Origin of the sequence: Arthrobacter phoenicis, from assembly GCF_047238215.1 — a bacterium.
Classification (GTDB): Bacteria; Actinomycetota; Actinomycetes; order Actinomycetales; family Micrococcaceae; genus Arthrobacter.
The window spans coordinates 3290046-3315999 of the sequence record NZ_JBDFMK010000001.1 but is presented as its reverse complement, the minus strand read 5'-3'; the positions used below and the strand labels follow the sequence as shown (position 1 = coordinate 3315999).

The window sequence follows — 25954 nt, the reverse complement described above, 5'->3', positions numbered from 1 at the left end:
TTATGCCCCTGCTTCAACGGTGACTTTTTCGACGCTGACCTGCGGTTCCTTGACGTCTGCGGGGACGGTGTCCAGGTCCACGCTGAGCGTCTCGGTCTTGACCAGGCCGGCGTGCGCCTGCAGCGCCTCGACGACGGCCGCGGGCGCGGTGACGGTGGTGCGGATGCGGTCGCTGACGTTCAGCCCAGCGTCCTTGCGGGCCTGCTGGATGGCGCGGACCAGGTCGCGGGCGGTGCCCTCGGCCTCCAGTTCGGGCGTGACCTCGGTGTTGAGGACCACGAAGCCGCCGCCGGGCAGGACGGCCGCCGCCCGTGATCCCTCCCCGGCCGCGGCCTCGGCCACGACGGTTTCCAGGGTGTATTCATGCGGCTCGAGTTCGAGGCCGCCGGCGGTGACCACGCCGGCGTCGTTCACGGACCAGTCGCCGGACTTGGAGCCCTTGATGGCCTGCTGGACGTTCTTGCCGAGGCGCGGACCGGCGGCGCGGGCGTTGACCACCAGCTTCTGTTCGATGCCGAACTCCTCCGGGGAGGCGGCGTCGGCGTCGAGCACGCGGACGGAGCGCAGGTTCAGCTCGTCGGCAACGACGGCGGCGAAGCCCGCCAGGGTGTCCGCCCCGGGGGCGACGACGGTGAGTTCCTGTAGCGGCAGGCGTACCCGCAGGTTCGCGGCCTTGCGCAGCGAGGAGCCGGTGGAGCAGATCTGCTGCACGCGGTCCATTGCCTCCACGAGTCCGGCGTTGGCGGGGAACAGGCCCGCGTCCGGCCAGTCGGCCAAGTGCACGGAGCGCCCGCCGGTGAGGCCGCGCCAGATCTCCTCGGAGATCAGCGGCAGCAGTGGTGCGGCGACGCGGCAGACGGTCTCCAGCGCGGTGTAGAGCGCGTCGAAGGCGTCGGTGTTCTCGTCGAAGAACCGCGTGCGGCTGCGCCGGACGTACCAGTTGGTGAGCATGTCCAGGTAGCCGCGCAGTTCGTCGCAGGCGCCGGAAATGTCGTAGCTGTCCAGCTGTTCGGTCATGCTGCGGACCAGGTCGCCGGTGTTGGCCATCAGGTATTGGTCCAGGGTGTCGGCGTAGCCGGCGTAGCGGAGTTTCGCGTCGTAGCCTGCAGCTGTTCCATCCACTGCGTTCGAAGCGTTCGTGTACAGGGTGAAGAAGCTGTACACGTTCCACAGCGGCAGGATGACCTGGCGGACGCCGTCGCGGATGCCCTGTTCGGTGACCACCAGGTTGCCGCCGCGCAGGATGGGGCTGGACATCAGGAACCAGCGCATCGCGTCGGAGCCGTCGCGGTCCAGGACCTCGGAGACATCCGGGTAGTTGCGCAGGCTCTTGGACATCTTCTGCCCGTCGGAGCCGAGGACGATGCCGTGGCTGATGACGTTGCGGAAAGCCGGGCGGTCGAACAGCGCGGTGGAGAGGATGTGCAGCATGTAGAACCAGCCGCGGGTCTGGCCGATGTACTCGACGATGAAGTCCGCCGGGTTGTGGGTGTCGAACCATTCCTCGTTCTGGAACGGGTAGTGCACCTGGCCGTAGGGCATGGAGCCGGAGTCGAACCAGACGTCCAGGACGTCCTCGACGCGGCGCATCACGGACTGGCCCTCTTCGGGGGTGCGCGGGTCGTCCGGGTTCGGGCGGGTCAGCTCGTCGATGAACGGACGGTGCAGGTCCACCTGGCCGTCGTTGTTCAGCGGCAGCCGGCCGAAATCGGCCTCGATCTCGGCGAGTGAGCCGTAGACGTCGGTGCGCGGGTAGTCCGGGTCGCTGGACTGCCAGACCGGGATGGGGCTGCCCCAGTAGCGGTTGCGGCTGATCGACCAGTCGCGGGCGTTGGCCAGCCACTTGCCGAACTGGCCGTCCTTGACGTTGCCCGGGATCCAGTTGATCTCCTGGTTCAGCTCGGACATGCGGTCCTTGAACTTTGTGACCTCGACGTACCAGGAGGAGACGGCGCGGTAGATCAGCGGGTTCCGGCAGCGCCAGCAGTGCGGGTAGGAGTGCTCGTAGCTGGCCTGGCGGACCAGGCGGCCCTCGGCGCGGAGCACCTGGGTGATGGGCTTGTTGGCCTCGAAGACCTGCAGCCCGGCGATCGCGGCGAGGGGTCCGTGGCCGAAGAGGGGCAGGAACTTCGCGCCTTCGTCGACGGAGAGGACCACGGGGATGCCGGCCTCTTCACAGACCTTCTGGTCGTCTTCACCGTAGGCCGGGGCCTGGTGGACGATGCCGGTGCCGTCGGTGGTGGTGACGTAGTCGGCCACGAGGAAACGCCAGCCGTTCTCGGTGCCGTACTTCTCGGCGTCGGCGAAGTAGTCCCAGAGCGGCTCGTACGTCAGGCCCTCGAGTTCGGTGCCGAGGTGGCGGGAGACGACGGCGGCCTCGGCCGCGGCGGCCCCCTCGGCGCCGTCGCCGTAGCCCAGGTCCTTGGCGTAGGCGCCGAGGAGGTCTGCAGCGAGCAGGAAGGATCCGGTGACGGGGGCGTCGTCGGAGGCAGCCTTGATCCCGTGCGGACCGGCGGGCAGCACCACGTAGGTGATGGCGGGTCCGACGGCGAGCGCCAGGTTGGTGGGCAGGGTCCAGGGCGTGGTGGTCCAGGCGAGCGCCTGGACGCCGGCGAGCTGCTTCGAGAGCTCCGACTCCCCCGCCGTGATCGGGAAGGTCACGGTGACGGTCTGGTCCTGGCGGTTCTTGTAGACGTCGTCGTCCATCCGCAGCTCGTGGTTGGACAGCGGCGTCTCGTCCTTCCAGCAGTACGGCAGGACCCGGTAGCCGTTGTAGGTCAGGCCCTTCTCGTGCAGCTGCTTGAAGGCCCAGAGGACGGACTCCATGTATTCGACGTTGAGCGTCTTGTAGTCGTTCTCGAAGTCCACCCAGCGCGCCTGGCGGGTGACGTAGCTCTTCCACTCGTCGGCGTACTTCATCACCGAGGCGCGGCAGGCGTCGTTGAACTTGTCGATGCCCATGGCCTCGATCTGGGTCTTGTCCGTCATGCCCAGCTGCTTCATCGCTTCGAGCTCGGCGGGCAGGCCGTGGGTGTCCCAGCCGAAGCGGCGCTCGACGCGGCGGCCGCGCTGGGTCTGGTAGCGGCCCACCAGGTCCTTGGCGTACCCGGTCAGCAGGTGGCCGTAGTGCGGGAGGCCGTTGGCGAAGGGAGGGCCGTCGTAGAAGACGAATTCGTTGGAGCCGTCCTTACCCGCGTCCCGCTGGTCGATGCTCGCCTGGAACGTGCCGTCCTGGTCCCAGTACTTGAGGATGCGCTCCTCGATCTCCGGGAACTTCACGGAGGCGGACACGCCTGCGGCGTTGGAAGCCGTGCCGGCGTCGGAGGGTGCGGCTGAGGCCTTGGGGTAATGGGTCATCTCGACATCCTGGGTTGAGCTGTGAACAACGGGATTCATTCAGGATGCGAGGACGGCTCCTGTGCTGTCGGAACAACACCGGCACCGCGGTACCACCTCACTTACCGGCTCCGGGCCCGGACCACCCCGCGGGGGTGGAACGCGCACCGCTGCCGGCCGCTCGTTGACTGCTGTGACGGGCTTACCCGTCCGGTTCTACTGGCACCGCGCGGACCGTGGGGTCCGCGCCGGAGTGTTCTTCCGGAAGCTCACCGGTGATGGCCGGGTCGACGCTGTTAGTTCGATGGTACCGGAAAGGGGCCGGTGTCCGCCGCGCCCGGACGGGCCGACGGCCCGGGATACAAACGGATCCCGTCCTGCTGAACCCTCGCCCCGGGCCCCGGGCCTGCTTACACTCGGGGAATGGGCCTCCCTCACGGCGTTGCCGACCGGTTGTCCGGGACTGCCCGGGCCGCGGTGGTGCCGCGCCGGCGCTCGCTGGCTGCGGCGGGACTGCTGGGGTTACCGGTGGCGGGGCTGTCCGTGTGCCGCGCCGTGGATCTGCCGTGGCCGGAAACGGTGGTGCAGCTGCTGTCCTTCACGCCCTGGCTGGTGGTTCCGGCCGGCTTCTCGGTGCTCTGTGCGGTGGCGGCACGCCGTCCGATGGCGGCCGGCGCGGCCGCGGCGCTCCTGGCCTTGCAGGCGGCGTGGCTGGTCCCGACCGGCCACGCCCGTCCGTTGCCGCCAGCGGAGGGCACGGGAGCGGAGCTGGTGACGATGAGCGTCAACGCGAAGCTGGGCCGGGCCGACGCCGGGGAGATCGTCCGGCTGGTCCGGGACCACGGCGTGGGGCTGCTGGCGCTCCAGGAGTACACCCCCGCCCTGGAACAGCGGCTGGAGGCAGCGGGCATCACCGGCGAGCTGCCCTACCGGATCAGCGCCCCCGCCAAGGACGCCTCCGGCGCGGCGCTGTACTCCCGCGTCCCGCTGCAATCCAGCGGAACCCTTGCCGGGACCCGGTTCCCCATGGTCTCGGCGAGGCTGGAGCTTCCTGCCCCGGACGGCGGCGCCGCCGTCCTGGAGGTAACGAACGTGCATACCCGGGCGCCGGTGGACGGCGGGCTGGGCCAGTGGCGCAAAGAGCTGGCGGCCCTCGGCAGGCTGCCCGAGTCCGCTGCCGGAGCAGATGCGGCAGCCTCCGGCGCCGGCGGGCAGCAAGCACCGCTGCTTCTGCTGGGCGACTTCAACGCAGGGTACGACCACGCGGAGTTCCGGCACTTGGTCTCCGCCGCCGCAGCGCACCCGTTGGTGGACGTGGCAACCGCCCAGGGTGCTCGTCTGATACCCACCTGGCCGATGGATCTGCCGCTGCCGGGCACCACGCTGGACCATCTACTGACGGGCCCCTCGATTGGCAGCAGGGATTACGGGGTGCACCGGGTGCCCGGGACGGATCACGCGGCCGTGATGGCCACGCTCACCGTCCCGGCGTCGGGCTAAGCCGCCGGACTGGGTTGCCAGGCTAAAAGGCGGGCTGGGTCGCCGGACCGGCCAAGAGCAGCCGGTCAGCCCTTGCGGATCACCTTGAAGTTGGACGCCTGCGCCACCGGCCGGATGATGATCTGGTCCAGGTTCACGTGGTGCGGGGCGGTCACCGCGTAGCGGACCACGTCGGCGACGTCGTCGGCCGTCAGCGGCTTCTCGACCCCGGCGTAGACCTTGTCCGCGGCACCCTTGTCTCCGAGCCGGTTAAGGGAGAACTCCTCCGTCTGCACCATGCCGGGGGCCACCTCGATCACGCGGAGGTTGTGTTCCGCCTCCTCCAGGCGGAGCGCCCCGGTGAGGGCGTGCTGGCCGAACTTGGCCGCGTTGTACCCGCCGCCGCCCTCATAGGCGGAGAGCCCGGCGGTGGAAGTCAGGTTCAGGACGGTGCCTTCGCCGCAGGCGCGGAGCATCGGCAGGAAGGCGCGGGTCAGCTTGAGGGTGCCGAGGACGTTGACCTCGTACATCCACTGCCAGTCCTCGGTCTTGCCGTCGGCAATCCTGTCCGCCCCGCGGGCTCCGCCGGCGACGTTGATGAGGGTGTCAATGCCGCCTCCGCGGGTGACCTCCTCGACCAGGCGGGCGACGGCGTCGTCGTCGGTCACGTCCGCGACCAGCGCGACGGCGCCGGTTTCCGCCGCGAGGGCGTCCAGGCGGTCGGCGCGGCGGGCGACGGCGAACACGGTCCACCCTTCCCGGCGGAGCGCACGGACCGTGGCCTGCCCGATTCCGGTGCTGGCGCCGGTGACGACGGCGGCTTTGGCTGCTGCTGTGTTGGTGGTTCCCTCAGTCATGGCACCACCCTAATCGGAATCGGGCGGCGGTTAGCGGCCACCGCGCTGGAGGAACTCCAACAGCACCCGGGCGTGGTTGGTTTCCACATCCCTTGCCCCGAACAGCAGGGTCACGCGGGCGTGGTCGGTCCCGATCCGGCGCAGGGTCTCCACCGCCGGGTTCTCCGCAAGCTCCACCTCGTAGGCGGACCGGAAGTCCTCGAAGCGTTCCTGCATGTGCGCGAACCCGGTACGCAGCGGCCCCGACGGGGCCACGTCCTTGAGCCACAGGTCCAGCTGCGCCCGCTCCTTGCTGACGCCGCGCGGCCAGAGCCGGTCCACCAGGACCCGGTAGCCGTCCTCGTCCCCGGGCGGGTCATAGATGCGTTTGGTGACAAAGGTTCCGGCGGTTTCCTCCACACGGTGCATGCTACTGGGGCCTTCCTGCCGGGTCCGGAGCAAAAAGATGGAAGAATTGCCCCATGGCTGAAGACACGCAGGGTACAGACACGCCCACCACCGCCCCCACCAACGTTCCGGACAAGCCCGCCCTCGAGGGGCTGGAGGCGTCGCTCACCCGGCGCTGGCTCGATGAAGGAACCTACAAGTTCAACCCGGACACCACCCGGGAGCAGGTCTACTCGATCGACACTCCCCCGCCCACCGCGTCGGGTTCGCTGCACGTGGGACACATGTTCTCCTACACGCAGACCGACGTCCTGGCCCGCTACCAGCGGATGACCGGCAAGAACGTCTTCTACCCGATGGGCTGGGACGACAATGGCCTGCCCACCGAGCGGCGCGTGCAGAACTACTATGGCGTGCGCTGCGATCCGGCCATCCCCTACGACGCCAACTACCGTCCCCCGGCCGAGCCGGCCAAGAACCAGCGCGACTTCGACGTCGTCTCGCGCCGGAACTTCATCGAGCTCTGCGAGGAACTCGCCGTCGAGGACGAGAAGGTATTTGAGAACCTCTTCCAGACCCTGGGCCTGTCCGTCGACTGGGACCTGACCTACCGGACCATTGACGATAAGTCCCGTGCCATCTCCCAGCGGGCGTTCCTGGCCAACCTGGCCGCCGGCGACGCGTACATGGCCGAAGCCCCCACCCTGTGGGACGTCACCTTCCGCACCGCGGTGGCCCAGGCCGAACTGGAGGACCGCGAGGTCGCCGGCGCCTACTACCGCTACCCGTTCTTCACCGAATCCGGCGAGAAGATCTACATCGAAACCACCCGCCCCGAACTGCTGGCCGCCTGCGCCGCACTGGTGGCGAACCCCGACGACGAGCGCTACCAGCCGCTTTTCGGCACCAAGGTCACCTCCCCCGTCTTCGGCGTCGAGGTGGAGGTCAAGGCCCACCCGCTGGCCAAGGCGGACAAGGGCTCCGGCATCGCCATGGTCTGCACCTTCGGTGACCTCACCGACGTCACCTGGTGGCGTGAGCTGCAGCTGCCCACGCGTGCAATCGTGGGCCGCGACGGCCGCATTGTGGGCGAGACCCCGGACTGGATCACCACCGAGGAGGGCCGCGAGGCGTTCGCCGCGATCGCCGGCAAGACCGTCTTCAGCGCCAAGGAGGGCGTGGTGGAGTTGCTGGCCGCCGCGGACCTGCTCGACGGCGAACCGAAGAAGATCATGCACCCGGTCAACTTCTTCGAAAAGGGCGACAAGCCCCTCGAGGTCGTCACCTCCCGCCAGTGGTACATCCGCAACGGCGGGCGCGCCGAGGACCGCCGCGAACGCCTGATTGGCCGCGGCAAGGAGATCGACTTCCACCCCGCGTTCATGCGCTCCCGGTACGAGAACTGGATCACCGGCCTGAACGGTGACTGGCTGGTCTCCCGCCAGCGCTTCTTCGGCGTGCCGGTGCCGGTCTGGTACCCGCTGGACGCCGACGGCAACCCGGACTACGACGCTCCGATCCTGCCCGCCGATGAGCAGCTCTCGGTGGACCCCGCCGCGGATGCCGCTCCCGGCTTCGAGGAAGCCCAGCGCGACGTTCCGGGCGGTTTCACCGGCGACGCCGATGTCCTGGACACCTGGGCCACGTCATCGCTGACCCCGCAGATCGTGGGCGGGTGGAGCACCGACGAGGCGCTCTTCTCGAAGGTCTTCCCGTTCGACGTGCGCCCGCAGGGCCACGACATCATCCGGACCTGGCTGTTCTCCTCCGCGGTCCGTGCCGACGCCCTGCAGGGCGTGGCGCCGTGGAAGCACGCCGCGATTTCCGGCTGGATCCTGGACCCGGACCGGAAGAAGATGTCCAAGTCCAAGGGCAACGTGATTGTTCCGACCGATGTGCTCAACGAGTACGGCTCGGACGCGGTCCGCTACTGGGCCGCCTCGGCCAAGCTCGGCGCGGATACCGCCTACGAGATCGCGCAGATGAAGATCGGCCGCCGCCTGGCGATCAAGCTGCTCAACGCCTCCAAGTTCGTCCTGAACCTCGGTGCCACCGAGGACTCGGTGCTTTCCGGGGACCTGTCCGTCCTGACGAACCCCGGGATTGATCGACCCAACGCGGAAAAAACGCCCGCGTCGGGCCCCTTGATCAATCCCTTGGACCGCGGCGTGCTGGCGCAGCTGGCCGACGTGGTGGCCCAGGCGACGAAGGCCTTCGAGGCCTACGACTACGCCCGTGCCCTGCAGATCACCGAGAGCTTCTTCTGGCACTTCACCGACGACTACGTGGAACTGATCAAGGACCGCGCCTACGGTGCCGCCGGGGCGGAGCAGCAGGCCTCCGTGCTGGCCGCCCTCGCCACCAGCCTGGACACCTTGCTGCGGCTCTTCGCCCCGTTCCTGCCCTTCGCCACGGAGGAAGTCTGGAGCTGGTGGCGGAAGGACTCCGTGCACCGGGCGCAGTGGCCCGCCGCCGTGGAGGTCGACGGCGACACCACGTTGCTGTCCACCGTCGGCGCGGCCCTGGGCGGCATCCGCAAGGCCAAGTCCGAGGCGAAGGTCAAGCAGCGCACCGAGGTGCTCTCCGCGGCCATCACCGGCTCGGAATCCCTGGTCCAGCAGCTCCGTGCCGGACTGGGCGACCTGAAGGCCGCCGCGAACGCCCGTGAGCTGACGCTGGTGGCCGGCGACGGCGAACTGGCGGTCAGCGACGTCGTCCTGGCCCCGGCGGACGCTCCCGTGGAAGCGCCCACCCAGGCGTAGTCCCGCTGCGCCTCACGACTAGGGCCCCCGCCCGGCAGATGCCGGAAGGGGGCCCTTGTGGTTGCGTGAAGCGCTCAGGCCTCGAACGAGGTCTCGAAGTGCGTCAGCGTCGGCGGGGCGGCCAGCAGGGCGCCGAGGCCGCTGGCGCCTTCCTCGGTGGCGCGCCAGGCACGGTAGGCGGCGTCCTGTTCCATGGAGGCCCAGCGTTCGACGACGAGGACGTGCGTGGGATTTTCCCGCTCGACCAGGACGTCGACGCCGAGGCAGCCGTCGAAGGCGCGGGTGTCGGCCAGCGTCTCGCGCAGGACGTCGGGGGCGGTGTCGAGGACTTCGGTCTTCAGGGTCAGGTCCAGATGTGCGGTGATAGCCAATGTCGCTCCAATGGTCGCGGGACATCCCGGGGGATGCTGTCATAGGGGCCAACCGCATCAGCGCGGCGCTTGTTCCCCGCCGTCGCCTCCCCCGGCATTCTCCTCCCGGCTCCGCCGCTCAGCCTCGCCGATGGCCCAGGCAGCATTCACCAGTCCGATGTGGCTGAAGGCCTGCGGAAAGTTGCCCAGCAGTTCCGGGCCGTCCGGGGCTACCTCCTCCGCCATCAGCCCCAGGTCGGTGGCGAAGCCGGCGGCGCGCTCGAAGACCTCCCGGGCGCGCTCCGTCCGCCCGGCCAGGGCCAGTGCGTGGGCCAGCCAAAAGGTGCAGAGCAGGAATGCGCCCTCGCCGCCGGGGAGGCCGTCGTCGGCGCGGTAGCGGTAGACCAGCCCGCGGGAATCGGTGAGACGTTGCTCCACAGCCTCCACGGTCGACAGGAACCGCGGGTCCGTCCCCTCCAGGAAACCCACGATGCCCAGCATCAGCGCGGAGGCATCCAGCTCCGCTGCGCCGTAGGACTGCGTGTACGCGCCGGCCGCCTCATTCCAGCCGTGGGTGCAGATCGATTCCCTGATCTCCTCCCGGGCCGCCGTCCAGCCCGGCACCCGGTCCGTGGCCCGCAGCAGGGCGGCCAGGCCGATGGCGCGGTCCACTGCCACCCAGCACATCAGCTTCGAATACAGGAAGTGCCGTGGTTCGCCCCGGACTTCCCAGATGCCCTGGTCCGGGCTCCGCCACCGGGCCGCGGCGACGTCGGCGGCGTCGGCCAGGAAGCGAAGGGTCTCCGGTGCCAGTTCCGCCACGGAATCCCGCATCGTGGCGGCCGCGTCCGGCAGCTCCCCGTAAACGTCCAGCTGCCGCTGGTCCCACGCGCCGTTGCCCACCCGGACGGGTACGCTGCCACGCCAGCCGGGCAGGTGGCTGAGCTCCCGTTCCGGGAGTTCCCGTTCGCCGCCGATGCCGTACATGATGTGGAGGTCTTCCCCTGCGGCCAGCTGCCGGGCGGCGGCGGTGGCCAGGAACTGGAAGAACGTACCGGCCTCGTCCGGGCAGGCGGCCACCCACAGCGCCTGGAGCGTCATGCTGGCGTCCCGCACCCAGGTGTAGCGGTAGTCCCAGTTCCGGGTGCCCCCGGCAACCTCCGGCAGCGAGGTGGTGGGCGCCGCCACGATCGCTCCCGACGGGTAGTAGCTCAGCGCCTGCAGCACCCTCCCGCTGCCGGCCACCAGGTCCTGCCAGGGCCCTCGGTAGTTCTGGTGGATACCGGACCAACTGGTCCAGCCCTCGAGGGTGTCCGCGAGCCTGCGGTCCATCTCCGCCTGGTCCCAGAACACGGGGTCCTCCCCGCCGGTTGTCGCTTGGTGCAGGGCGAACGCCACGCTCTCGCCGGCCCGCAGCCGGAACGTGGCGGACGCCGTCCCGCCGTCGTGCTCCAGCGCCACCGGGGAGGACAGCGTGAACGCCTCGCCGCCAGCAGTAATCAGCAGGCCGCCGGGCACGCCGCGCAGGACCGGTTCGAGGAGGCCGTAGCCGGGCCGCGGCGCGCACTCGAACTCCACGTCCACGCTCCCCCGCGTGCAGGCCAGGCTCCGCAGCAGGGTGCCGGGCGAGCCGTCGCCAAGGTCGTGGCCGCGGCGGCCGCTACCCAGGACAAGGGCGTCGGTGACGGTCAGGTCGCCGTCATCGGTCCGGTGCCGGGTCTCCATGACCATCGACGGTCCCAGGTACCGCCGGGAACTCCCGCGCACGCCCCCGGCACGCACCGACCAGTGACCGGCGCTCTCTCCGAGAATCCGGCCGAAGACGGAGGGACTGTCAAAGCGCGGAAAGCACAGCCAGTCCACGGAACCGGCGGCACTGACCAGGGCCGCGGACCGGCAGTCGGAGAGCAGCGCGTAGTCGGCGATGGGCTGGTTGCTCATGTCCCGGTCTGTCCTCCGGTGAGGCGGGAGTTTTTAGGCTGTTTTTGGGCAAAGCTGTTTTTGGGCAAAGCTGCTTTTGGGCAAAGGGGAAGCCCCATCAGCTTTTTGCGGTTGGTGGGGCTTCGACTTTTTTCGATCACCACGTGACGTCTTAGGCAATCTGGCGGGATCCTTGGAGTTTCAGGTCTTCCTACCTCGTCACTGGTAGCCATCATCTGACTATGCCGAAGGCTGCGTCGGATGAGTGTCACTGAATCTTTGGTTCCTGCGTCCCTCCCCTTGCGGGGTGGGTATTAATCATTGTTCTCCCGTCCCCGGGGATGCACAAGGGCGCCGCGGGAACTACAGCGTGGTAGTTCCGGCGGCGCCCTGTGGTCCCGCCGTGGCGGGGTCCGGTGCCTAGTCGAAGACGGGGCTTTCGGTGCGGCTGCGCTTGAGTTCGAAGAAGTACGGGTAAGAGGCCAGGCCCACGGAGGCGTCCCAGAGCTTGCCGGCGTCCTCGCCGCGGGGAATGCGGGTCAGGACCGGACCGAAGAACGCGGTGCCGTTGATGGCGACCACCGGGGTGCCGACGTCCTGGCCCACCAGGGAGATCCCGGACTCGTGGCTGGCCCGGAGTTCGGCGTCGAACTCGTCGCTGTCGCCGGCCGCGGCGAGCTCAGCCGGGAGGCCGACCTCGGACAGGGACTTCGCAATGACCTCGGCGATGTCCTTGTTGCCCTCGTTGTGGATCTTGGTGCCCATGGCATCGTAGAGCGGCTTGATGTACTGCTCGCCGTGCTTCTGCGCCGCGGCCACGATCACCCGGACCGGGGCCCATGCCTTGGTCAGGAATTCCTTGTACTCGGCAGGCAGTTCGTCCCGGCCCTCGTTCAGGACGGCGAGGCTCATGACGTGCCACTCGGTCGAGATGCTCCGGACGGTTTCCACCTCGGAAATCCAGCGGGAGGTGACCCAGGCGAAGGGGCACATCGGGTCAAACCAGAAGTCGGCCTTGTTCGTGGCGGTGTTCTCAGGCACGTGAATTCTCCTTGTTGGGAAGCTGACAGGCGTCTCAGGGCACAGCAGAGAGAGGCGCGGATTTATTCCGGGTTCTTGCCGTTACGGCAAGGAATCAGGCGGACTTACGACGCTTCACGTCGTGCGGAATCATCGTGGGTTCGGCCTTCTTGGCCACGACGTCCTCGGTGATCACCACGGTGGCGACGTCGTCGCGGCTGGGCAGGTCGAACATCACCGGCAGGAGGACTTCCTCCATGATGGCGCGCAGGCCGCGGGCGCCGGTGCCGCGTTCCAAAGCCTGGTCCGCGATCATGTCCAGTGCTTCGTCCTCGAAGACCAGTTCCACGCCGTCGAGCTGGAACATCTTCTGGTACTGCTTGACCAGGGCGTTCTTGGGCGTGGACAGGATCTGGATCAGGGCCGGGCGGTCCAGGTTGGAGACCGTGGTGATGACCGGGAGGCGGCCGATGAATTCGGGGATCAGGCCGAACTTGAGGAGATCCTCCGGCATGACCTCGCCGTAGGAGTCGGCGTTGTCCTTGACCTCGTTCAGCGGGGCTCCGAAGCCGATGCCCTTCCGGCCGGACCGGGACCCGATGATCTCCTCGAGGCCGGCGAAGGCGCCGGCGACGATGAAGAGCACGTTGGTGGTGTCGATCTGGATGAATTCCTGGTGCGGGTGCTTGCGGCCGCCCTGCGGGGGGACGGAGGCTACCGTGCCTTCGAGGATCTTCAGCAGCGCCTGCTGGACGCCTTCGCCGGAGACGTCCCGGGTGATGGAGGGGTTCTCGCTCTTGCGCGAGATCTTGTCGATCTCGTCGATGTAGATGATGCCCTGTTCGGCCTTCTTGACGTCATAGTCCGCAGCCTGGATCAGCTTGAGCAGGATGTTCTCGACGTCCTCACCGACGTAGCCGGCCTCGGTCAGGGCGGTGGCGTCGGCGACGGCGAACGGGACGTTCAGGCGCCGGGCCAGGGTCTGGGCCAGGTAGGTCTTGCCGCAGCCGGTGGGGCCAATCAGCAGGATGTTGGACTTGGCGATCTCCACGTCGTCGTGGTGGCCGCCCTCGGCCAGGGCGCCGCTCTTAGGGGCGTGGCCTGCCTGGATGCGCTTGTAGTGGTTGTAGACCGCGACGGCGAGGGAACGCTTGGCGGGTTCCTGGCCGATGACGTATTCCTGCAGGAAGTCAAAGATTTCCCGGGGCTTGGGCAGTTCAAAGCTGCCCAGGTCGGCGACTTCGGCGAGTTCTTCTTCGATGATCTCGTTGCAGAGTTCGATGCACTCGTCGCAGATGTAGACGCCGGGCCCGGCAATGAGCTTGCGGACCTGCTTCTGGCTCTTTCCGCAGAACGAGCACTTCAGCAGATCGGTGCTCTCGCCAATCCGAGCCATATGTGAACCCCTTTGTATCTTGCTGCCGGCCGGGTCATGCCTCCGTGCAGCGTGGCACCCATTTTGAAATCACCGCCGGCCCGGAACGGGACGGCCGTGACATATTCCACTGTAGGTCACTTTGGGCCTGTTGGGTGGAAAGAAGACGCCGGTTCACCCCGTTTCCACGGGCCGAACCGGCGTCGTCTACTGCTGTGAAGCTGCCAAGGTTACTTGGTCAGCGCCTGCGGCTTGATCTTGCGCGAGTCGAGGACCTGGTCGATCAGGCCGTAGCTCATGGCCTCGGCGGCCGTGAGGATCTTGTCGCGCTCGATGTCGTTGTTGACCTGCTCGGAGGTCCGGCCCGAGTGCTTGGCCAGCGTGTCCTCCAGCCAGGAGCGCATGCGCATGACCTCGGCGGCCTGGATCTCCAGGTCGGAGGCCTGTCCGCCCTGGCCGCCGGAAAGCGCCGGCTGGTGGATCAGCACGCGGGCGTTCGGCAGTGCCAGGCGCTTGCCCGGCGTACCGGCGGCCAGCAGCACCGCGGCGGCGCTGGCGGCCTGGCCGAGGCAGACCGTCTGGATCTCCGGGCGGATGTACTGCATGGTGTCGTAGATCGCCGTCATGGCGGTAAAGGAACCGCCCGGGGAGTTGATGTAGAGGGTGATGTCGCGGTCCGGGTCCGTCGACTCGAGGACCAGCAGCTGGGCCATGATGTCGTCGGCCGAGGCGTCGTCCACCTGGACACCGAGGAAGATGATGCGGTCCTCGAAGAGCTTGGTGTACGGGTCCTGGCGCTTGAAGCCGTAAGGGGTGCGCTCCTCAAACTGCGGCAGCACGTAGCGGCTGCTGGGCAGGTTTCCGGCAGTCGATCCGAAGTTGTAGTTCATGTTCATTGCTCCTGGAGTCGGTTCTGTCTGCGTGCCGGTTACTTGCCGCTGTCGGCGTTGGTTCCGCCGCCGCCGGCCACGGACCCGGCGTGGGCCGCGATCTTGTCGAAGAAGCCGTATTCGAGGGCCTCGGTCGCCGTGAACCACTTGTCACGGTCGTTGTCCTTGAGGATGGTCTCCACGGTCTGGCCGGTCTGCTCGGCCGTCAGTTCGGCCATGACCTTCTTCATGTGCAGGATCAGTTCGGCCTGGATCTTGATGTCCGAGGCGGTGCCGCCGATGCCGCCGGAGGGCTGGTGCATCAGGATGCGGGCGTTCGGGGTGGCGTAGCGCTTGCCCTTGGTGCCGGAGCTGAGCAGGAACTGGCCCATCGAGGCGGCGAGGCCGGTGGCCACGGTGACGACGTCGTTCGGGATGAACTGCATGGTGTCGTAGATGGCCATGCCTGCGGTGACGGAGCCGCCGGGAGAGTTGATGTAAAGGTAGATGTCCTTTTCGGGGTTCTCCGCCGAGAGGAGCAGCAGCTGGGAGCAGATCGCGTTGGCGTTCTCGTCGCGGACCTCGGAGCCGAGCCAGATGATGCGCTCTTTCAGCAGGCGGTTGTAAATGTAGTTATCCTGGGCCGCGGGATCGACGGTAGCCATCCGGGGTGCCCCTGCTTGCTGTGACATGTGTACTTACCTCTCGCTGGCGACGGTGGTGCCGTGGGGTGGCTCCACTGAACTTTCCTACATGGACACTAACCGTTTTCCCTGCCGCATTGTGCCGGCGTGGCGGGCTGTTCGCTGACGGCGCACGATTGGGCCGCCGGGTTCGTCTGCGGCTTAAAAGCCGCACCCCCGGATCGGTGATCCGGGGGTGCGGGCACTGCTCAGGGTGCCGGGCGGGCTAGAACTTCACTGCCGCCGGGTCGTCATTCTTGGGAGCATCGGTGGCTTCCTCGGAGGACGCTTCCTCGGCCGGAGCTTCCTCGAAGGAGGACTCTTCGCCGCCGGGGCGGACGAACTCGCTCAGGTCAACCTTGTTGCCCTCGGAATCGGTGACCTCGGCCTGGCCCAGCACGACGGCCAGGGCCTTGCGGCGGCGGACCTCGGAGACCATCATCGGGACCTGGCCGCTCTGATCGATGATCTGGGCGAACTGGTTCGGGTCCATGCCGTACTGGCTGGCCGTGGTGACGATGTAGTCGATCAGCTCGTTCTGAGTGACGTTGACCTCTTCCTTTTCGGCGATGGCGTCAAGGATGATCTCGTTCTGGAAGGCACGCTCGGTGTTGGCCTTGACCTCGGCGCGGTGCTCCTCGGTGTCGTGCTCGCCTTCACCGTGGTTGTTCTCGGCGCTGAAGTGCTGCTCGAGCTGCTCTTCGACGACGGACTCGGGAACCGGGACCTCGATCATTTCGACGAGCTTGTCCAGGACCTTGTCGCGGGCCTCGACGCCCTGCTCGACGGTCTTGGAGTCGGCGGCCTGCTTGGCGAGGTCCTCGCGGAGCTCGGCCAGGGTGTCGAACTCGGAGGCCAGCTGGGCGAAGTCGTCGTTGGCCTCGGGGAGCTCGCGCTCCTTGACGGCCTTCACGACGACCTTCACCTGGGCGGCTTCGCCGGCGTGGTCGCCACCCACCAGGGTGGTGTCGAAGATGGCGTCTTCGTCGGCACTGAGGCCGGTGACAGCCTCGTCCAGGCCCTCGAGCATGGTGCCGGCGCCAACCTGGTAGGACAGGCCGGAGGCCGAATCAACCTCGGAACCCTCGATGCTGGCGGTGATGTCGATGGTCAGGAAGTCGCCGTCGGCGGCCGGGCGGTCAACACTCTTCAGCGTGCCGAAGCGGCCGCGCAGCTCGTCCAGGGCCTTGTCGACGTCGGCCTCGGAGGACTCGGCGGCGGCAACCTCGACCTTGATGCCGGCGTAGTCCGGCAGCTCGATCTCGGGACGGATGTCAACCTCGGCGTGGAACTTCAGCTCGCCGTCGGTGGCGGATGGGTCCGGCACCTCGGTGATCTCGACCTCGGGACGGCTCAGCGGGCGGATACCGGTCTCCTGGACGGCGGCCTGGTACCAGCCGTTGAGGCCCTCGTTGATGGCGGTTTCCAGGACGTAGCCGCGGCCGACGCGCTGGTCGATCAGCTTGGAAGGGACCTTGCCCTTGCGGAAGCCGGGTACCTGAATCTGGGAAGCAACGCTCTTGTACGCCTCGGCGATGCTGGGCTGCAGTTCCTCAAACGGGACCTCAACATTGAGCTTGACCCGCGTAGGGGTGAGGTTCTCGACGGCGCTCTTCACAGTCTAAGTACTCCTGGTTTTGGGGGATTGTGGGTCTGCAACGCCGATGACCGGCAGTTGCTGCAGAGTCGGGGTGACAGGATTTGAACCTGCGACTTCCTGCTCCCAAAGCAGGCGCTCTAGCCAAGCTGAGCTACACCCCGTAAGTGCACAGAACAGTCTAAGGTCATCGTGTGGCCATTTGCACATTTGACACTGTGGGGCTGCATTGGGTTTAGTTGTATCCGGCTTGAACAGCCGACCGGAAGTTCTGCTGGAATTCCAGCATAGTCCCGGGGACGTAGCTTAATGGTAAAGCCTCAGTCTTCCAAACTGATTACGCGGGTTCGATTCCCGTCGTCCCCTCTCCAAAAACATCACGAAGGGCCCCTCCAGCGGAGGGGCCCTTCGTGTGTCTGCGGGCCTCGCGTCACGGTTTTAGCTTTGCTGGCAGACCGTGCACCAGTACAGCTTGCGGGCCGCGTGTTCCACGAGCGAGACGGGGGTGCCGCAGACTCGGCAGTCCAGGCCCTGCCGCCGGTAGACGAAGTGCGCCTCCCCCGGGGCGGGAAGGGCAGCACCCTCTCCGCCGGAGGACTCTCCCCCGGCGCTCCAGTACCGGGGCGCGGTGGTGATGATCCGGCCGTCGCGCACGCCGTTGGCCATGACGGCGGCCGTGTCGTCCCAGAGCAGCCCGGCGTCCACGGCCGGGAGCCCGGCACCGGGCAGCCAGGGGTCCAGGCGCTGCCGGAACAGCAGCTCGGCGCGGTAGACGTTCCCGACTCCGGCAATCACCTTCTGGTCCATGAGCAGGGTGGCCAGCGGGGTCTTCCGCCGGCCCAGCGTTGCGACAAAGGCCTCCCGGTCCCCCGGCAGGTTCCGCAGCGGGTCCGGGCCCAGCCGAGCTATCACGGCGTCGGTTTCCGCCCCGGTGAGGGTCTCGCAGGTGGTCGCCCCGCGCAGGTCCGCCCAGCCGTGGCTGCCGGCGAGCCGGACGCGGACGGCGCCCACCGGGGCGGGCGGCCCGGCGTAGGCGGCGTCGTCACTCACGCCATCGGTGCCGGCGTCGCGGTCCTCCCGCTCCCCGACCCTGCGTGGCGCGCCGATGCTGGAGGCGCCCCGGAAGGTGCTGTCGCCGCCGAAGTTCCAAGCCCCGTAGAGGCCCAGGTGGACATGCAGCGACAGCCCGTGCTCGAAGCCGAGGAACAGGTGCTTGCCGTGCGCGGTCGAGCCGGTGAGGACGTGCCCGTCCAGCAGGGCGGCGCCGCCGGCGAAGCGTCCCTGCGGACTGGAGACGGACAGCCGCTCGCCCGTGAAGACGTCCGCGAACTGGCGGGCGAGCCGGTGGATCGAGTGGCCCTCGGGCACTACTCGACGACCTCGCCGGTGGCCTCGTAGCGCGCGATCTTGCCGATGCGGCGGACGTGGCGCTCGTCGTGGCTGAACGGCTCAGTCAGGAACGCCTCGATGATTTCGGTGGCCTCCTCGACGCTGTGCTGCCGGCCGCCGACGGCGACGACGTTGGCGTCGTTGTGCTCGCGGGCCAACTTCGCGGTTGGCAGGCTCCACGCCAGGGCCGCGCGGACGCCCTTGACCTTGTTGGCGGCGATCTGCTCGCCGTTGCCGGACCCGCCCAGGACAATCCCCAGGGCGTGGACGCCGGTTTCCTGGTCCGCGACGACGGCGAGCGCGGCGTTGATGCAGAAGGACGGGTAGTCATCGAGCGCGTCGTAGACCTTCGGCCCGTGATCCACCACCTCATAGCCCTTGGCGCTGAGGTGCTCCACCAGGTGGGCGCTGAGCTCCATGCCGGCGTGGTCGGTGGCGATGTGGACGCGCGGGAGGTCCTGGGCGGTGGTCACAGTCGGATCCATTCTGTGGTCGCCGGAGGGCATCCGGCGTGGTGATCGGGGTGGCTCCAGCCTACTAGGGACGGGGCGGCGCGCCGTCGCCGCGGGCCCGGGAAGCCACGCGGATCAGGGTCTGCGCGACGTTGTCCGCCGTGGTGGGGCCGCCGGCGCTGACCGTCACGGTGCCGCCGTCCCGGCGCCGCACCACGACGGCGGGCCCGTTGGCCACCAGCATGCTGGAGTCCCGACCGTGGCGGCGGAAGCCCCAGCCGCCACGCTCCGCCGCGCGCACCAGCTCCGGGGTGGCCGAATCAATCTCGGCGGCGGGGAGCGTCAGCACGGGCAGCAGTCCGGCGGCGAGGACGTGGAGCCCCGCCCGGTCCACCCTGACCCGGGCGAAGAGGAACAGGGTTGCCACGAGCGCCGCGGCCGCCAGGACGGCCGCGAGCCAGGGCAGGGCCAGGCTGAGCAGCGCCGCCGGGAACAGCGTGGAGATTCCGAGCATCACGAAGATCGAGCTGCGGGCGTGGACCCAGAGGCGGACGTCGTCCCTGGCCAGGTCCGGGTCGCGGATGTGTTCGAGCGCCTCGCGGGCGGCACGTTCGTCGTCGACGGACCAGCGCTCATCGGCCTTGAAAACGAAGCCCATCACCACGCCCAGGCCCAGGGCGGCGCCGCTGCCCATCGCCAGGATGGTGACGTCCACGTGCGAGGCGCGGGCGTCGGAGAGTCCGATCTGCCCGACCAGGACAGCGGCCAGCACGGCGGTGACGAACAGGCTGAGGCCCAGCCCGGCGCCCATCATGATCCGCCGCATCACGGCGGGCCGGGTCAGCGGGGCGGCCTGAAGCAGCACCGCCCAGCCCGTCAGGACGATCATGGCGGCGCCCACGCCCACCACGGCGGCGAAGGGGGCGAAGTTTTCTGCACCGTCCGCGGACCACCGCACGGCCAGCGGCTCGGGCAGCCGGGACCGGATCAGGAGCGCGCACACCGTGAAGGCGGCGGCCAGCACCATGGGGAAGCCGATGGCGAAGCGCACGGCCCTGGTGTCGACGGAGTCCCGGAAGGTTTCCATGCCGTCAACGCTACCCCCGTCCGCGCCACCGGCGGCCGGGCTGTGACGGGGGCAACTTGCCAAGGCCGCAAGGCGTGAAAGAATAATTTCACAGTATCCCCATCTCCCGTTCCCGCATTCCTGGAGGCCCCCTTGCCCGGTATGAACCTCACACGCGCCGAAGCCCGCGAGCGCGCCGCCCTGATCGCCGTCGACTCCTACGACGTGACCCTGGACCTGACCCGGGGCGACACCGTCTTCGGCTCCACCACCCGCGTGCGCTTCACCGCGACGCCGGGCTCCTCGACGTTCATCGACGCGGTCACCCGGACCGTGCACAGCGTGACCCTCAACGGCCGCGAGCTGGACCCCGCCGAGGTCTCCGACGGCATCCGCATCCAGCTCCCCGAGCTGGCTGCGGATAACGAGCTGGTGGTGGTCGCGGACGCCCCCTACATGAACACCGGCGAGGGCCTGCACCGTTTCGTGGACCCGGTCGACGGCGAGGTCTATCTCTACACCCAGTTCGAGGTCCCCGACTCCCGGCGGATGTTCGCCGTCTTCGAACAGCCGGACCTCAAGGCCACGTTCACGTTCACCGTCACCGCGCCGTCGCACTGGGACGTGGTGTCCAACTCCCCCACGCCGGCACCGTCCGAGACCAGCCCGGGTGAGGACGGCGGCGCGCGCTCGGTCTGGGCCTTCGCGCCCACCCCGCGCCTGTCCTCCTATGTCACCGCGCTGATCGCCGGCCCGTACCAGAGCGTCCGCAGCGAGGTGGTTTCCGCCACCGGCAAGGTCACCCCGCTGGGAGTCTTCGCCCGCAAGTCCCTCATGCAGTACCTGGACGCGGACAACATCTTCGAACTCACCCGCCAGGGCTTCGAGTTCTTCGAGGCGCAGTTCGGCTGCCCCTACCCGTTCGAGAAGTACGACCAGCTCTTCGTGCCGGAGTTCAACGCCGGCGCCATGGAGAACGCTGGCGCAGTGACCATCCTGGAGGGCTACGTCTTCCGCAGCAAGGTCACCGGGGCCCAGGTGGAGCGGCGGGCCATCACCGTCCTGCACGAACTGGCCCACATGTGGTTCGGCGACCTGGTGACGATGCGCTGGTGGAACGACCTCTGGCTGAACGAGTCCTTCGCCGAGTACATGTCCCACCTCGCTGCCGTCGAGAACACCAAATTCGACGCCGCGTGGACCACCTTCGCCTCGGTGGAGAAGTCCTGGGCCTACCGCCAGGACCAGCTGCCCACCACGCACCCGATCTTCGCCGAGATCAACGACCTGCAGGACGTCGAGGTCAACTTCGACGGCATCACCTACGCCAAGGGTGCCTCGGTGCTGCGGCAGCTGGTGGCCTGGGTGGGCCCGGAGGAGTTCATGGCCGGCGTCCGCGAGTACTTCCGCAAGCACTCGTGGAAGAACACCGAGCTGGCCGACCTGATGGTGGAGCTGGAGCAGGCCAGCGGCCGCGACCTGGACCAGTGGGGCAAGCTCTGGCTGGAGACCGCCGGCGTGAACACGCTGAAGCCGGAACTGTCCGTCGGCGAGGACGGGACCATCACCTCCTTCGCGATCCTGCAGTCCGCCACCGAGGCGCAGCCGACCATCCGCCCGCACCGGCTCGCCGTGGGCTTCTACAACCTCGACGGCGCCGGCAAGCTGGAGCGCGTGCACCGCGAGGAGCTCGACGTCGACGGCGCGCGAACCGAGGTCCCGACCCTGGCCGGCCTGGCGCGGCCGGACCTGATCCTGCTCAACGACGACGACCTGGCCTACGCGAAGGTCCGGCTTGATCCGCAGTCGTGGGCCACCGCCACGGCGCACCTGAAGGACTTCGGCCGCAGCCTGCCGCGGACCCTGGTCTGGGGCTCGGCCTGGGACGCGGCGCGCGACGGCGAAACCCCGGCGCGCGGCTACGTGGAGCTGATCCTGGCCAACATCGCCGAGGAGACGGACTCCTCGGTGATCCTCGTGCAGCTGCGCCAGCTGGCCACCACGCTGAACTTCTACGTCGCCGCCGCGCACAAGGACGCCACGGCGGCCGCGGCCGCGGACCGGCTCTGGGAGCTCGCCTCCCGCGTCGCCGCCGGCTCCGACGCCCAGCTGCAGTTCGTGAAGTCCTACGCGCTGCTGGCCCGCACCGGTGCGCAGTTCGACACGGTCGCCGGGCTGCTGGACGGCTCCCGCGAGCTGCCGGGCCTCACCGTGGACCAGGACCTGCGCTGGGAGCTGATCACCTCCCTCGTGGTCGGCGGCCGGGCCGGCAAGGCGGAGATCGACGCCGAGCTCGAGCACGACAACACCGCCACCGGCCAGAACGCGGCCGCCCAGGCCACGGCCGCCATCCCCACCCCGGAGGCCAAGGCCGCCGCCTGGGAGTCGATTGTGGTCACGGGCGAGCTGTCCAACGCGCTGCAGGGCTCCGCCGTCGCCGGCTTCACCCGGGTGCTGGACACCGCGCTGCTGGAGCCCTACGCGGAGAAGTACTTCGAGGCCGTCCCCGGGATCGTCCGGGACCGCACCCACGCCCTGGCCCAGCAGATCGTCGTCGGGCTCTACCCGGCGCAGCTCACCACCCAGGCCACCGTGGACCGCACGGACCAGTTCCTCGCCTCGCTGCCGGCGGACAGCGCCGCGCTGCGCCGGATGATGCTGGAGAACCGCGACGGCGTGGCCCGCGCCCTGCGCGCCCGCGCGGCGGACGTCGGTTAGGCAGGAAGCCCCCACCCCGCCCAACTAGCTCGCAGCTAAGGCCGTTTTGGATGCTCAGAACGGCCCCTGCTGCCAGCCAGTTGGGCGGGGACGTGTCCTAGACTGGCCGCATGAGCCTGGACGAGCACCACTACGCCCTGACGGTCACCTGGACGGGCAACCTCGGCGAGGGGACGTCCGGCTACCGGGCGTACAGCCGCGACCACGACATCGAGATTCCGGGCTTGCCGGTCCTCAAGGGCTCGGCGGACCCGACCTTCCGCGGCGACCCTGGCCGGTACAACCCCGAGCAGCTGCTCCTGGCCGCGCTGAGCCAGTGCCACATGCTCTCCTTCCTGCACGTGGCGGTGAAGCACGGCGTGGTGGTCACCGGCTATCGGGACCGGGCCGAGGGGCTGATGCGGACCAACCGGGACGGCAGCGGCCAGTTCGAGTCGGTCACGTTGCGCCCGGTGGTGGCCACGAAGGACCCGGTGGCGCCGGAAACGATGGCGGAGATGCACCACGAGGCCAACTCGCTCTGCTTCATCGCCCGCAGCGTCAACTTTCCGGTCCGGCACGAGCTCCCGGCAGGCTGACGGTACCTGCCGCCTAGCCTGGGGCACTAACTAGCCTGCGGCGGCAACCGGGCTCGGCACGCTCGTAACGGCCGTGGCCCGCCATTCCCCCAGCAGCCTGCGCTCGGTTTCCGGGCTGAGTCCGGCCCTGCGTTCCCGGTCCAGCCCCCGGCGCCGCTCGTCGTCGAGACTGTCAGCCAGCGTCCGGGTCCACGGCCGCAACCGGAGTCCGGCCGCAACCGCGGCGGCGTTGCTGCGGGTCGTGAATCCCTCGTGGCCCGGCGGCAGCCACAGCGGCAGGGAGTCCGGACCCGCCCAATAGTTCACCCCGCGCGCGGCGAGCCAGTCGGGCGGCGCGGCCACGGCCTCCGCGGCTCCCCCGCCGAGACGCCGTGATTCATCGAGGTACTCGGCGAACGGCACGGGATCGCCGACCGCGTTCAGCGGCCCGGTCACGCCCCGTTCCGCCGCGGTCAGCACCCAGGCGGCCAGGTCCCGGACGTCGATGATCTGGGTCAGTGCCGCCGGGGTGTCCGGGACGAGGACGGGTCCCGGGTCGCGGGCGAAGCGGGCCGGCCAGTACCCGTAGCGGTCCGATTCGTCCCCGGGTCCGCCGATCAGGCCCGGCCGGCACAGGTGCGCCGTGTCCCCGGCCAGTTTCAGGGTCAGGTGTTCAATCGCGGACTTCGCGGCGCCGTAGTTCTCCATCGTCGCCGGCGTCCCGGCCGGCAGCGGCTCCAGCACGGCGGCGTCCTCCGCCGTGCCGGGGACCGAGGGGTCCGCGTAGACCGAACAGCTGGAGACGAAGGTCCAGTGCCGGGCACGGCCGGCGAGCGCCGCGAGGGCATCCTCCGCCTGCCCGGGGTCGCGGGCGACGTCGACGACGGCGTCCCACTCCCCCGCGTGGACGGCCCCGGCGTAGGCGGCCGGGCCCTGTGAGCGGTCCGCCTGGAGCCAGCTGGCACCCTCCGGCGGCGCGGTCCGGGATCCACGGGCCAGGCACATGACGTCGTGGCCGGCGGCGACTGCCTGCCGGGTGATTTCGGCAGACAGGAATGCAGTGCCACCGAGGACGAGGATGCGCATGGGGCCACGCTACGGCGCTAGTCTGGACAGTGAACAGAGTCTTATGCGGCCGGCGAACGCGGGCGTGCCGAAGGAGCAGTACCACTTGATCTTGAGCTTCACCACCCCCGAACCCCTGACCCCGCTCGACGTCTCCGCCATCAACGTGCCCGGAGCCCTGATCAGCATCGGGGTGGGCGTCCTTATCTGGCTGGTGGCGTCCTTCGTGATTTCCGGAATCACCAAGCGCGTCGCCGCGGGCAGCACGTTCTTCAAGAAGCCGCGGTTCCGCTGGGTGGCACCTGCCCTGCGAGCCCTGGACCACCAGCGCAGGGAGCAGCGGGCCCGCACCATCGGCGCGCTGCTGACCAGCGTGGTGAGCGTCCTCGTCGTCGTCATCACCGCGATGTACGTGCTGCAGTACCTCGACGTCAATATCGCGCCGCTGCTGACCAGCGTCGGCATCTTGGGTGTCGCGATCGGCTTCGGCGCCCAGCAGCTCATCCGCGACTTCCTGGCCGGGATCTTCATCACCATCGAGGACCAGTATGGCATCGGCGACATCATCGAAACCTCCGAGGTGGTGGGCACGGTGGAGTCGATGGGCCTGCGCATCACGCGTGTCCGCGCCGACGACGGCACCATCTGGTACCTGCGCAACGGCGAAATCCTCCGCGTGGGCAACCGCTCCCAGGGCACCTACACCCCGCCCGCCGACGACGAGTCCGGCCCGGCCGGCGTCGCCGACGCGGCACCCCAGCAGAAAGCCGGAGAGTAATGACCATCCCCCTCGGCGGAGATCCCCGCCAGCCCCGGCAGCTGATGCAGAACGACCCGTTCAGCAAGCCCGGCTACACCGACAACTTCTACGACGCCGTCGGCGGGCACGAGACGTTCGTCAAGCTCATCGACGTGTTCTACGACGGCGTCGCCACCGACCCGTTGCTGCGGCCCATGTACCCGGAGGAGGACCTCGCGCCGGCGAAGCGCCGCTTCCTCATGTTCCTTGAGCAGTACTGGGGCGGTCCGACCACCTACGGCGAGGAACGCGGCCACCCCCGGCTCCGGATGCGGCACCAGCCGTTCCGCGTGACCCCGGAGGCCAAGGACGCCTGGCTCCGGCACATGCGCACCGCCGTCGATGCCCTGGAGCTCCCGCCGCTCTACGAGGGAACCCTGTGGGACTACATGGAGCGGGCCGCCCTCTCCATGGTCAACAGCCCGTCCGGAGCCTAGGCGCGGGCGGCCCGGCCACCACTCCGGGGCGCTCGTCCGGGCTCAGTTGCAAGGCCGGCCCGGGCATTGCCGGCGACGTGCAGCAGGACCGCGGCCACGAGGAACGCCGCCAGGACCTCAGCTGTCGTCGTCAGCGCCGCCGCCCAGCCGCCCTCAAGCGTCGGGTCCAGAAAGTCGTAGACATACCAGCCGTCAAGAGCGCCACGCACCCAGGAAAAGATGAGGAACGCTGCCGGATAAATCAGCCAGACGAGCGGCCGCCACCACCGGCCGTGCCGGGTCCTGGTCACCAGCAGCCAGTCGAGGGCCGCGAACATCGGCGCAATGCGGCGGTGTATCAGCTGCGGCCAGTACAAATCCAGGCTCCACCACGGCTCGCCCGGCGGCGCCACCAGGACCACGTAGATGACGCCCGTCATCACCAAGTACAGCGCCAGCGCCCCGGCCAGGCGATCCCACCATCGCGGCAACCTTTCCCGCGGAAGAGCGGCGGACGCCAGGAGCACCACAGCCAAGGCCAGGTTCGACTGGACCGTGAACTCCGAGAAAAGCTGCGCGACGTCCACATCGTTGCCCGGTAGGGTCGCGTCAACTGTCTTCCGGACGAGCGCGGCCAGCACCAGCACACCGACGACGAGGCGGGCCAGGCGGATCCAGGGACGGTCCGGGTGCAGCGCAGCGTTCAGACCGGGATGCCGCCCGACGGGCGGCGTCAAGGCTGACAGGCCAACCATGCGCCCAGTATGGCAGTCCCGGCCGGCCACGGCACGCCCTGCAGCCTGCAGCCTGCAGAGACATGGAAAGACCCCGGAGGCACTTGGGGGGATGCCTCCGGG

Annotated in this window: 21 protein-coding genes and 2 tRNA genes; 7 read left to right on the top strand and 16 right to left on the bottom strand. The window is 68.8% G+C overall.

Going from position 1 to position 25954, the window contains the following annotated elements:
• Complete coding sequence (gene ileS, locus ABC337_RS15695; RefSeq protein WP_412883164.1) at window positions 1–3357, bottom strand: isoleucine--tRNA ligase; 3357 nt, start codon at window positions 3355–3357, stop codon at window positions 1–3.
• A gap of 402 nt (window positions 3358–3759) precedes the next feature.
• Between ileS and ABC337_RS15690 the strand changes: the two genes are divergently transcribed.
• The gene (locus tag ABC337_RS15690) at window positions 3760–4836 is read left to right on the top strand and encodes an endonuclease/exonuclease/phosphatase family protein (RefSeq protein ID WP_412883165.1); all 1077 of its coding nucleotides are present in this window, start codon (window positions 3760–3762) and stop codon (window positions 4834–4836) included.
• 65 nt (window positions 4837–4901) lie between these two features.
• On the opposite strand, the gene ABC337_RS15685 is transcribed toward ABC337_RS15690, so the two are convergent.
• Both ABC337_RS15685 and ABC337_RS15680 read right to left on the bottom strand, forming a co-directional pair.
• On the bottom strand, window positions 4902–5672 hold the full coding sequence (locus ABC337_RS15685) for an SDR family oxidoreductase (protein ID WP_412883166.1): 771 nt from the start codon (window positions 5670–5672) through the stop codon (window positions 4902–4904).
• 30 nt (window positions 5673–5702) lie between these two features.
• Entirely contained in the window at window positions 5703–6080 is a 378-nt protein-coding gene (locus ABC337_RS15680; protein WP_412883167.1) for a DUF488 domain-containing protein, read from the bottom strand.
• Between the two features lie 53 nt (window positions 6081–6133).
• Here ABC337_RS15680 and valS point away from each other — a divergent pair, with 53 nt between their 5' ends.
• On the top strand, window positions 6134–8821 hold the full coding sequence (gene valS, locus ABC337_RS15675) for a valine--tRNA ligase (RefSeq protein ID WP_412883168.1): 2688 nt from the start codon (window positions 6134–6136) through the stop codon (window positions 8819–8821).
• 74 nt (window positions 8822–8895) lie between these two features.
• On the opposite strand, the gene ABC337_RS15670 is transcribed toward valS, so the two are convergent.
• From ABC337_RS15670 to ABC337_RS15635, 8 genes are all read right to left on the bottom strand, one after another.
• Window positions 8896–9192 (bottom strand): putative quinol monooxygenase, encoded by a 297-nt coding sequence (locus tag ABC337_RS15670; protein WP_364135176.1) that lies wholly within the window; start codon window positions 9190–9192, stop codon window positions 8896–8898.
• Window positions 9193–9249: 57 nt separating this feature from the next.
• Entirely contained in the window at window positions 9250–11112 is a 1863-nt protein-coding gene (locus ABC337_RS15665; protein ID WP_412883169.1) for a glycoside hydrolase family 15 protein, read from the bottom strand.
• A 399-nt stretch (window positions 11113–11511) separates the two neighbouring features.
• The gene (locus ABC337_RS15660; protein WP_412883170.1) at window positions 11512–12132 is read right to left on the bottom strand and encodes a mycothiol-dependent nitroreductase Rv2466c family protein; all 621 of its coding nucleotides are present in this window, start codon (window positions 12130–12132) and stop codon (window positions 11512–11514) included.
• A gap of 94 nt (window positions 12133–12226) precedes the next feature.
• Window positions 12227–13507, bottom strand: coding sequence for an ATP-dependent Clp protease ATP-binding subunit ClpX (gene clpX / locus ABC337_RS15655; protein WP_290257608.1), 1281 nt, complete (start codon window positions 13505–13507; stop codon window positions 12227–12229).
• A gap of 209 nt (window positions 13508–13716) precedes the next feature.
• The gene (locus ABC337_RS15650; protein ID WP_056738346.1) at window positions 13717–14376 is read right to left on the bottom strand and encodes an ATP-dependent Clp protease proteolytic subunit; all 660 of its coding nucleotides are present in this window, start codon (window positions 14374–14376) and stop codon (window positions 13717–13719) included.
• A 38-nt stretch (window positions 14377–14414) separates the two neighbouring features.
• On the bottom strand, window positions 14415–15020 hold the full coding sequence (locus ABC337_RS15645; RefSeq protein WP_290257881.1) for an ATP-dependent Clp protease proteolytic subunit: 606 nt from the start codon (window positions 15018–15020) through the stop codon (window positions 14415–14417).
• Window positions 15021–15264: 244 nt separating this feature from the next.
• Window positions 15265–16656, bottom strand: coding sequence for a trigger factor (gene tig / locus ABC337_RS15640; protein WP_412883171.1), 1392 nt, complete (start codon window positions 16654–16656; stop codon window positions 15265–15267).
• 68 nt (window positions 16657–16724) lie between these two features.
• A tRNA-Pro gene (locus ABC337_RS15635) sits at window positions 16725–16799 on the bottom strand.
• A 131-nt stretch (window positions 16800–16930) separates the two neighbouring features.
• On the opposite strand from ABC337_RS15635, the gene ABC337_RS15630 reads away from it, so the two are divergent.
• A tRNA-Gly gene (locus tag ABC337_RS15630) sits at window positions 16931–17001 on the top strand.
• 72 nt (window positions 17002–17073) lie between these two features.
• Here ABC337_RS15630 and ABC337_RS15625 read toward each other — a convergent pair.
• The 3 genes from ABC337_RS15625 to ABC337_RS15615 form a co-directional block, all read right to left on the bottom strand.
• Window positions 17074–18003 (bottom strand): Fpg/Nei family DNA glycosylase, encoded by a 930-nt coding sequence (locus ABC337_RS15625; RefSeq protein ID WP_412883172.1) that lies wholly within the window; start codon window positions 18001–18003, stop codon window positions 17074–17076.
• A complete protein-coding gene (locus ABC337_RS15620) occupies window positions 18003–18497 on the bottom strand; it encodes a ribose-5-phosphate isomerase (protein ID WP_412883173.1) in 495 nt (164 codons plus the stop codon). Before ABC337_RS15620 ends, ABC337_RS15625 begins: the two co-directional genes overlap by 1 nt.
• Window positions 18498–18561: 64 nt before the next feature.
• Window positions 18562–19563 (bottom strand): hypothetical protein, encoded by a 1002-nt coding sequence (locus ABC337_RS15615; protein ID WP_412883174.1) that lies wholly within the window; start codon window positions 19561–19563, stop codon window positions 18562–18564.
• Window positions 19564–19704: 141 nt separating this feature from the next.
• Here ABC337_RS15615 and pepN point away from each other — a divergent pair, with 141 nt between their 5' ends.
• Both pepN and ABC337_RS15605 read left to right on the top strand, forming a co-directional pair.
• Window positions 19705–22260 carry an aminopeptidase N gene (pepN, locus tag ABC337_RS15610; RefSeq protein ID WP_412883175.1) on the top strand — a complete coding sequence of 852 codons (2556 nt, stop codon included), beginning with the start codon at window positions 19705–19707 and terminating at the stop codon, window positions 22258–22260.
• Between the two features lie 110 nt (window positions 22261–22370).
• On the top strand, window positions 22371–22838 hold the full coding sequence (locus tag ABC337_RS15605; RefSeq protein WP_412883176.1) for an OsmC family protein: 468 nt from the start codon (window positions 22371–22373) through the stop codon (window positions 22836–22838).
• Between the two features lie 30 nt (window positions 22839–22868).
• On the opposite strand, the gene ABC337_RS15600 is transcribed toward ABC337_RS15605, so the two are convergent.
• A complete protein-coding gene (locus tag ABC337_RS15600) occupies window positions 22869–23903 on the bottom strand; it encodes an NAD-dependent epimerase/dehydratase family protein (RefSeq protein WP_412883177.1) in 1035 nt (344 codons plus the stop codon).
• Between the two features lie 88 nt (window positions 23904–23991).
• Between ABC337_RS15600 and ABC337_RS15595 the strand changes: the two genes are divergently transcribed.
• Window positions 23992–24660 carry a mechanosensitive ion channel family protein gene (locus tag ABC337_RS15595; RefSeq protein ID WP_412883274.1) on the top strand — a complete coding sequence of 223 codons (669 nt, stop codon included), beginning with the start codon at window positions 23992–23994 and terminating at the stop codon, window positions 24658–24660.
• A complete protein-coding gene (locus ABC337_RS15590; RefSeq protein ID WP_364135146.1) occupies window positions 24660–25118 on the top strand; it encodes a globin in 459 nt (152 codons plus the stop codon). Before ABC337_RS15595 ends, ABC337_RS15590 begins: the two co-directional genes overlap by 1 nt.
• On the opposite strand, the gene ABC337_RS15585 is transcribed toward ABC337_RS15590, so the two are convergent.
• Window positions 25115–25852: a Pr6Pr family membrane protein gene (locus ABC337_RS15585; protein WP_412883178.1), complete on the bottom strand. Its 738-nt coding sequence runs from the start codon at window positions 25850–25852 to the stop codon at window positions 25115–25117. The genes ABC337_RS15590 and ABC337_RS15585 overlap by 4 nt on opposite strands.
• Window positions 25853–25954 lie beyond the last annotated feature (102 nt).

Bases quoted from the DNA above. Each gene is read 5' to 3' on its own strand.
- ileS (WP_412883164.1), bottom strand. From the start codon at position 3,357: ATGACCCATTACCCCAAGGCCTCAGCCGCACCCTCCGACGCCGGCACG.
- ABC337_RS15690 (WP_412883165.1), top strand. From the start codon at position 3,760: ATGGGCCTCCCTCACGGCGTTGCCGACCGGTTGTCCGGGACTGCCCGG.
- ABC337_RS15685 (WP_412883166.1), bottom strand. From the start codon at position 5,672: ATGACTGAGGGAACCACCAACACAGCAGCAGCCAAAGCCGCCGTCGTC.
- ABC337_RS15680 (WP_412883167.1), bottom strand. From the start codon at position 6,080: ATGCACCGTGTGGAGGAAACCGCCGGAACCTTTGTCACCAAACGCATC.
- valS (WP_412883168.1), top strand. From the start codon at position 6,134: ATGGCTGAAGACACGCAGGGTACAGACACGCCCACCACCGCCCCCACC.
- ABC337_RS15665 (WP_412883169.1), bottom strand. From the start codon at position 11,112: ATGAGCAACCAGCCCATCGCCGACTACGCGCTGCTCTCCGACTGCCGG.
- clpX (WP_290257608.1), bottom strand. From the start codon at position 13,507: ATGGCTCGGATTGGCGAGAGCACCGATCTGCTGAAGTGCTCGTTCTGC.
- ABC337_RS15650 (WP_056738346.1), bottom strand. From the start codon at position 14,376: ATGAACTACAACTTCGGATCGACTGCCGGAAACCTGCCCAGCAGCCGC.
- ABC337_RS15645 (WP_290257881.1), bottom strand. From the start codon at position 15,020: ATGGCTACCGTCGATCCCGCGGCCCAGGATAACTACATTTACAACCGC.
- ABC337_RS15615 (WP_412883174.1), bottom strand. From the start codon at position 19,563: ATGGAAACCTTCCGGGACTCCGTCGACACCAGGGCCGTGCGCTTCGCC.
- pepN (WP_412883175.1), top strand. From the start codon at position 19,705: ATGAACCTCACACGCGCCGAAGCCCGCGAGCGCGCCGCCCTGATCGCC.
- ABC337_RS15605 (WP_412883176.1), top strand. From the start codon at position 22,371: ATGAGCCTGGACGAGCACCACTACGCCCTGACGGTCACCTGGACGGGC.
- ABC337_RS15600 (WP_412883177.1), bottom strand. From the start codon at position 23,903: ATGCGCATCCTCGTCCTCGGTGGCACTGCATTCCTGTCTGCCGAAATC.
- ABC337_RS15590 (WP_364135146.1), top strand. From the start codon at position 24,660: ATGACCATCCCCCTCGGCGGAGATCCCCGCCAGCCCCGGCAGCTGATG.
- ABC337_RS15585 (WP_412883178.1), bottom strand. From the start codon at position 25,852: ATGGTTGGCCTGTCAGCCTTGACGCCGCCCGTCGGGCGGCATCCCGGT.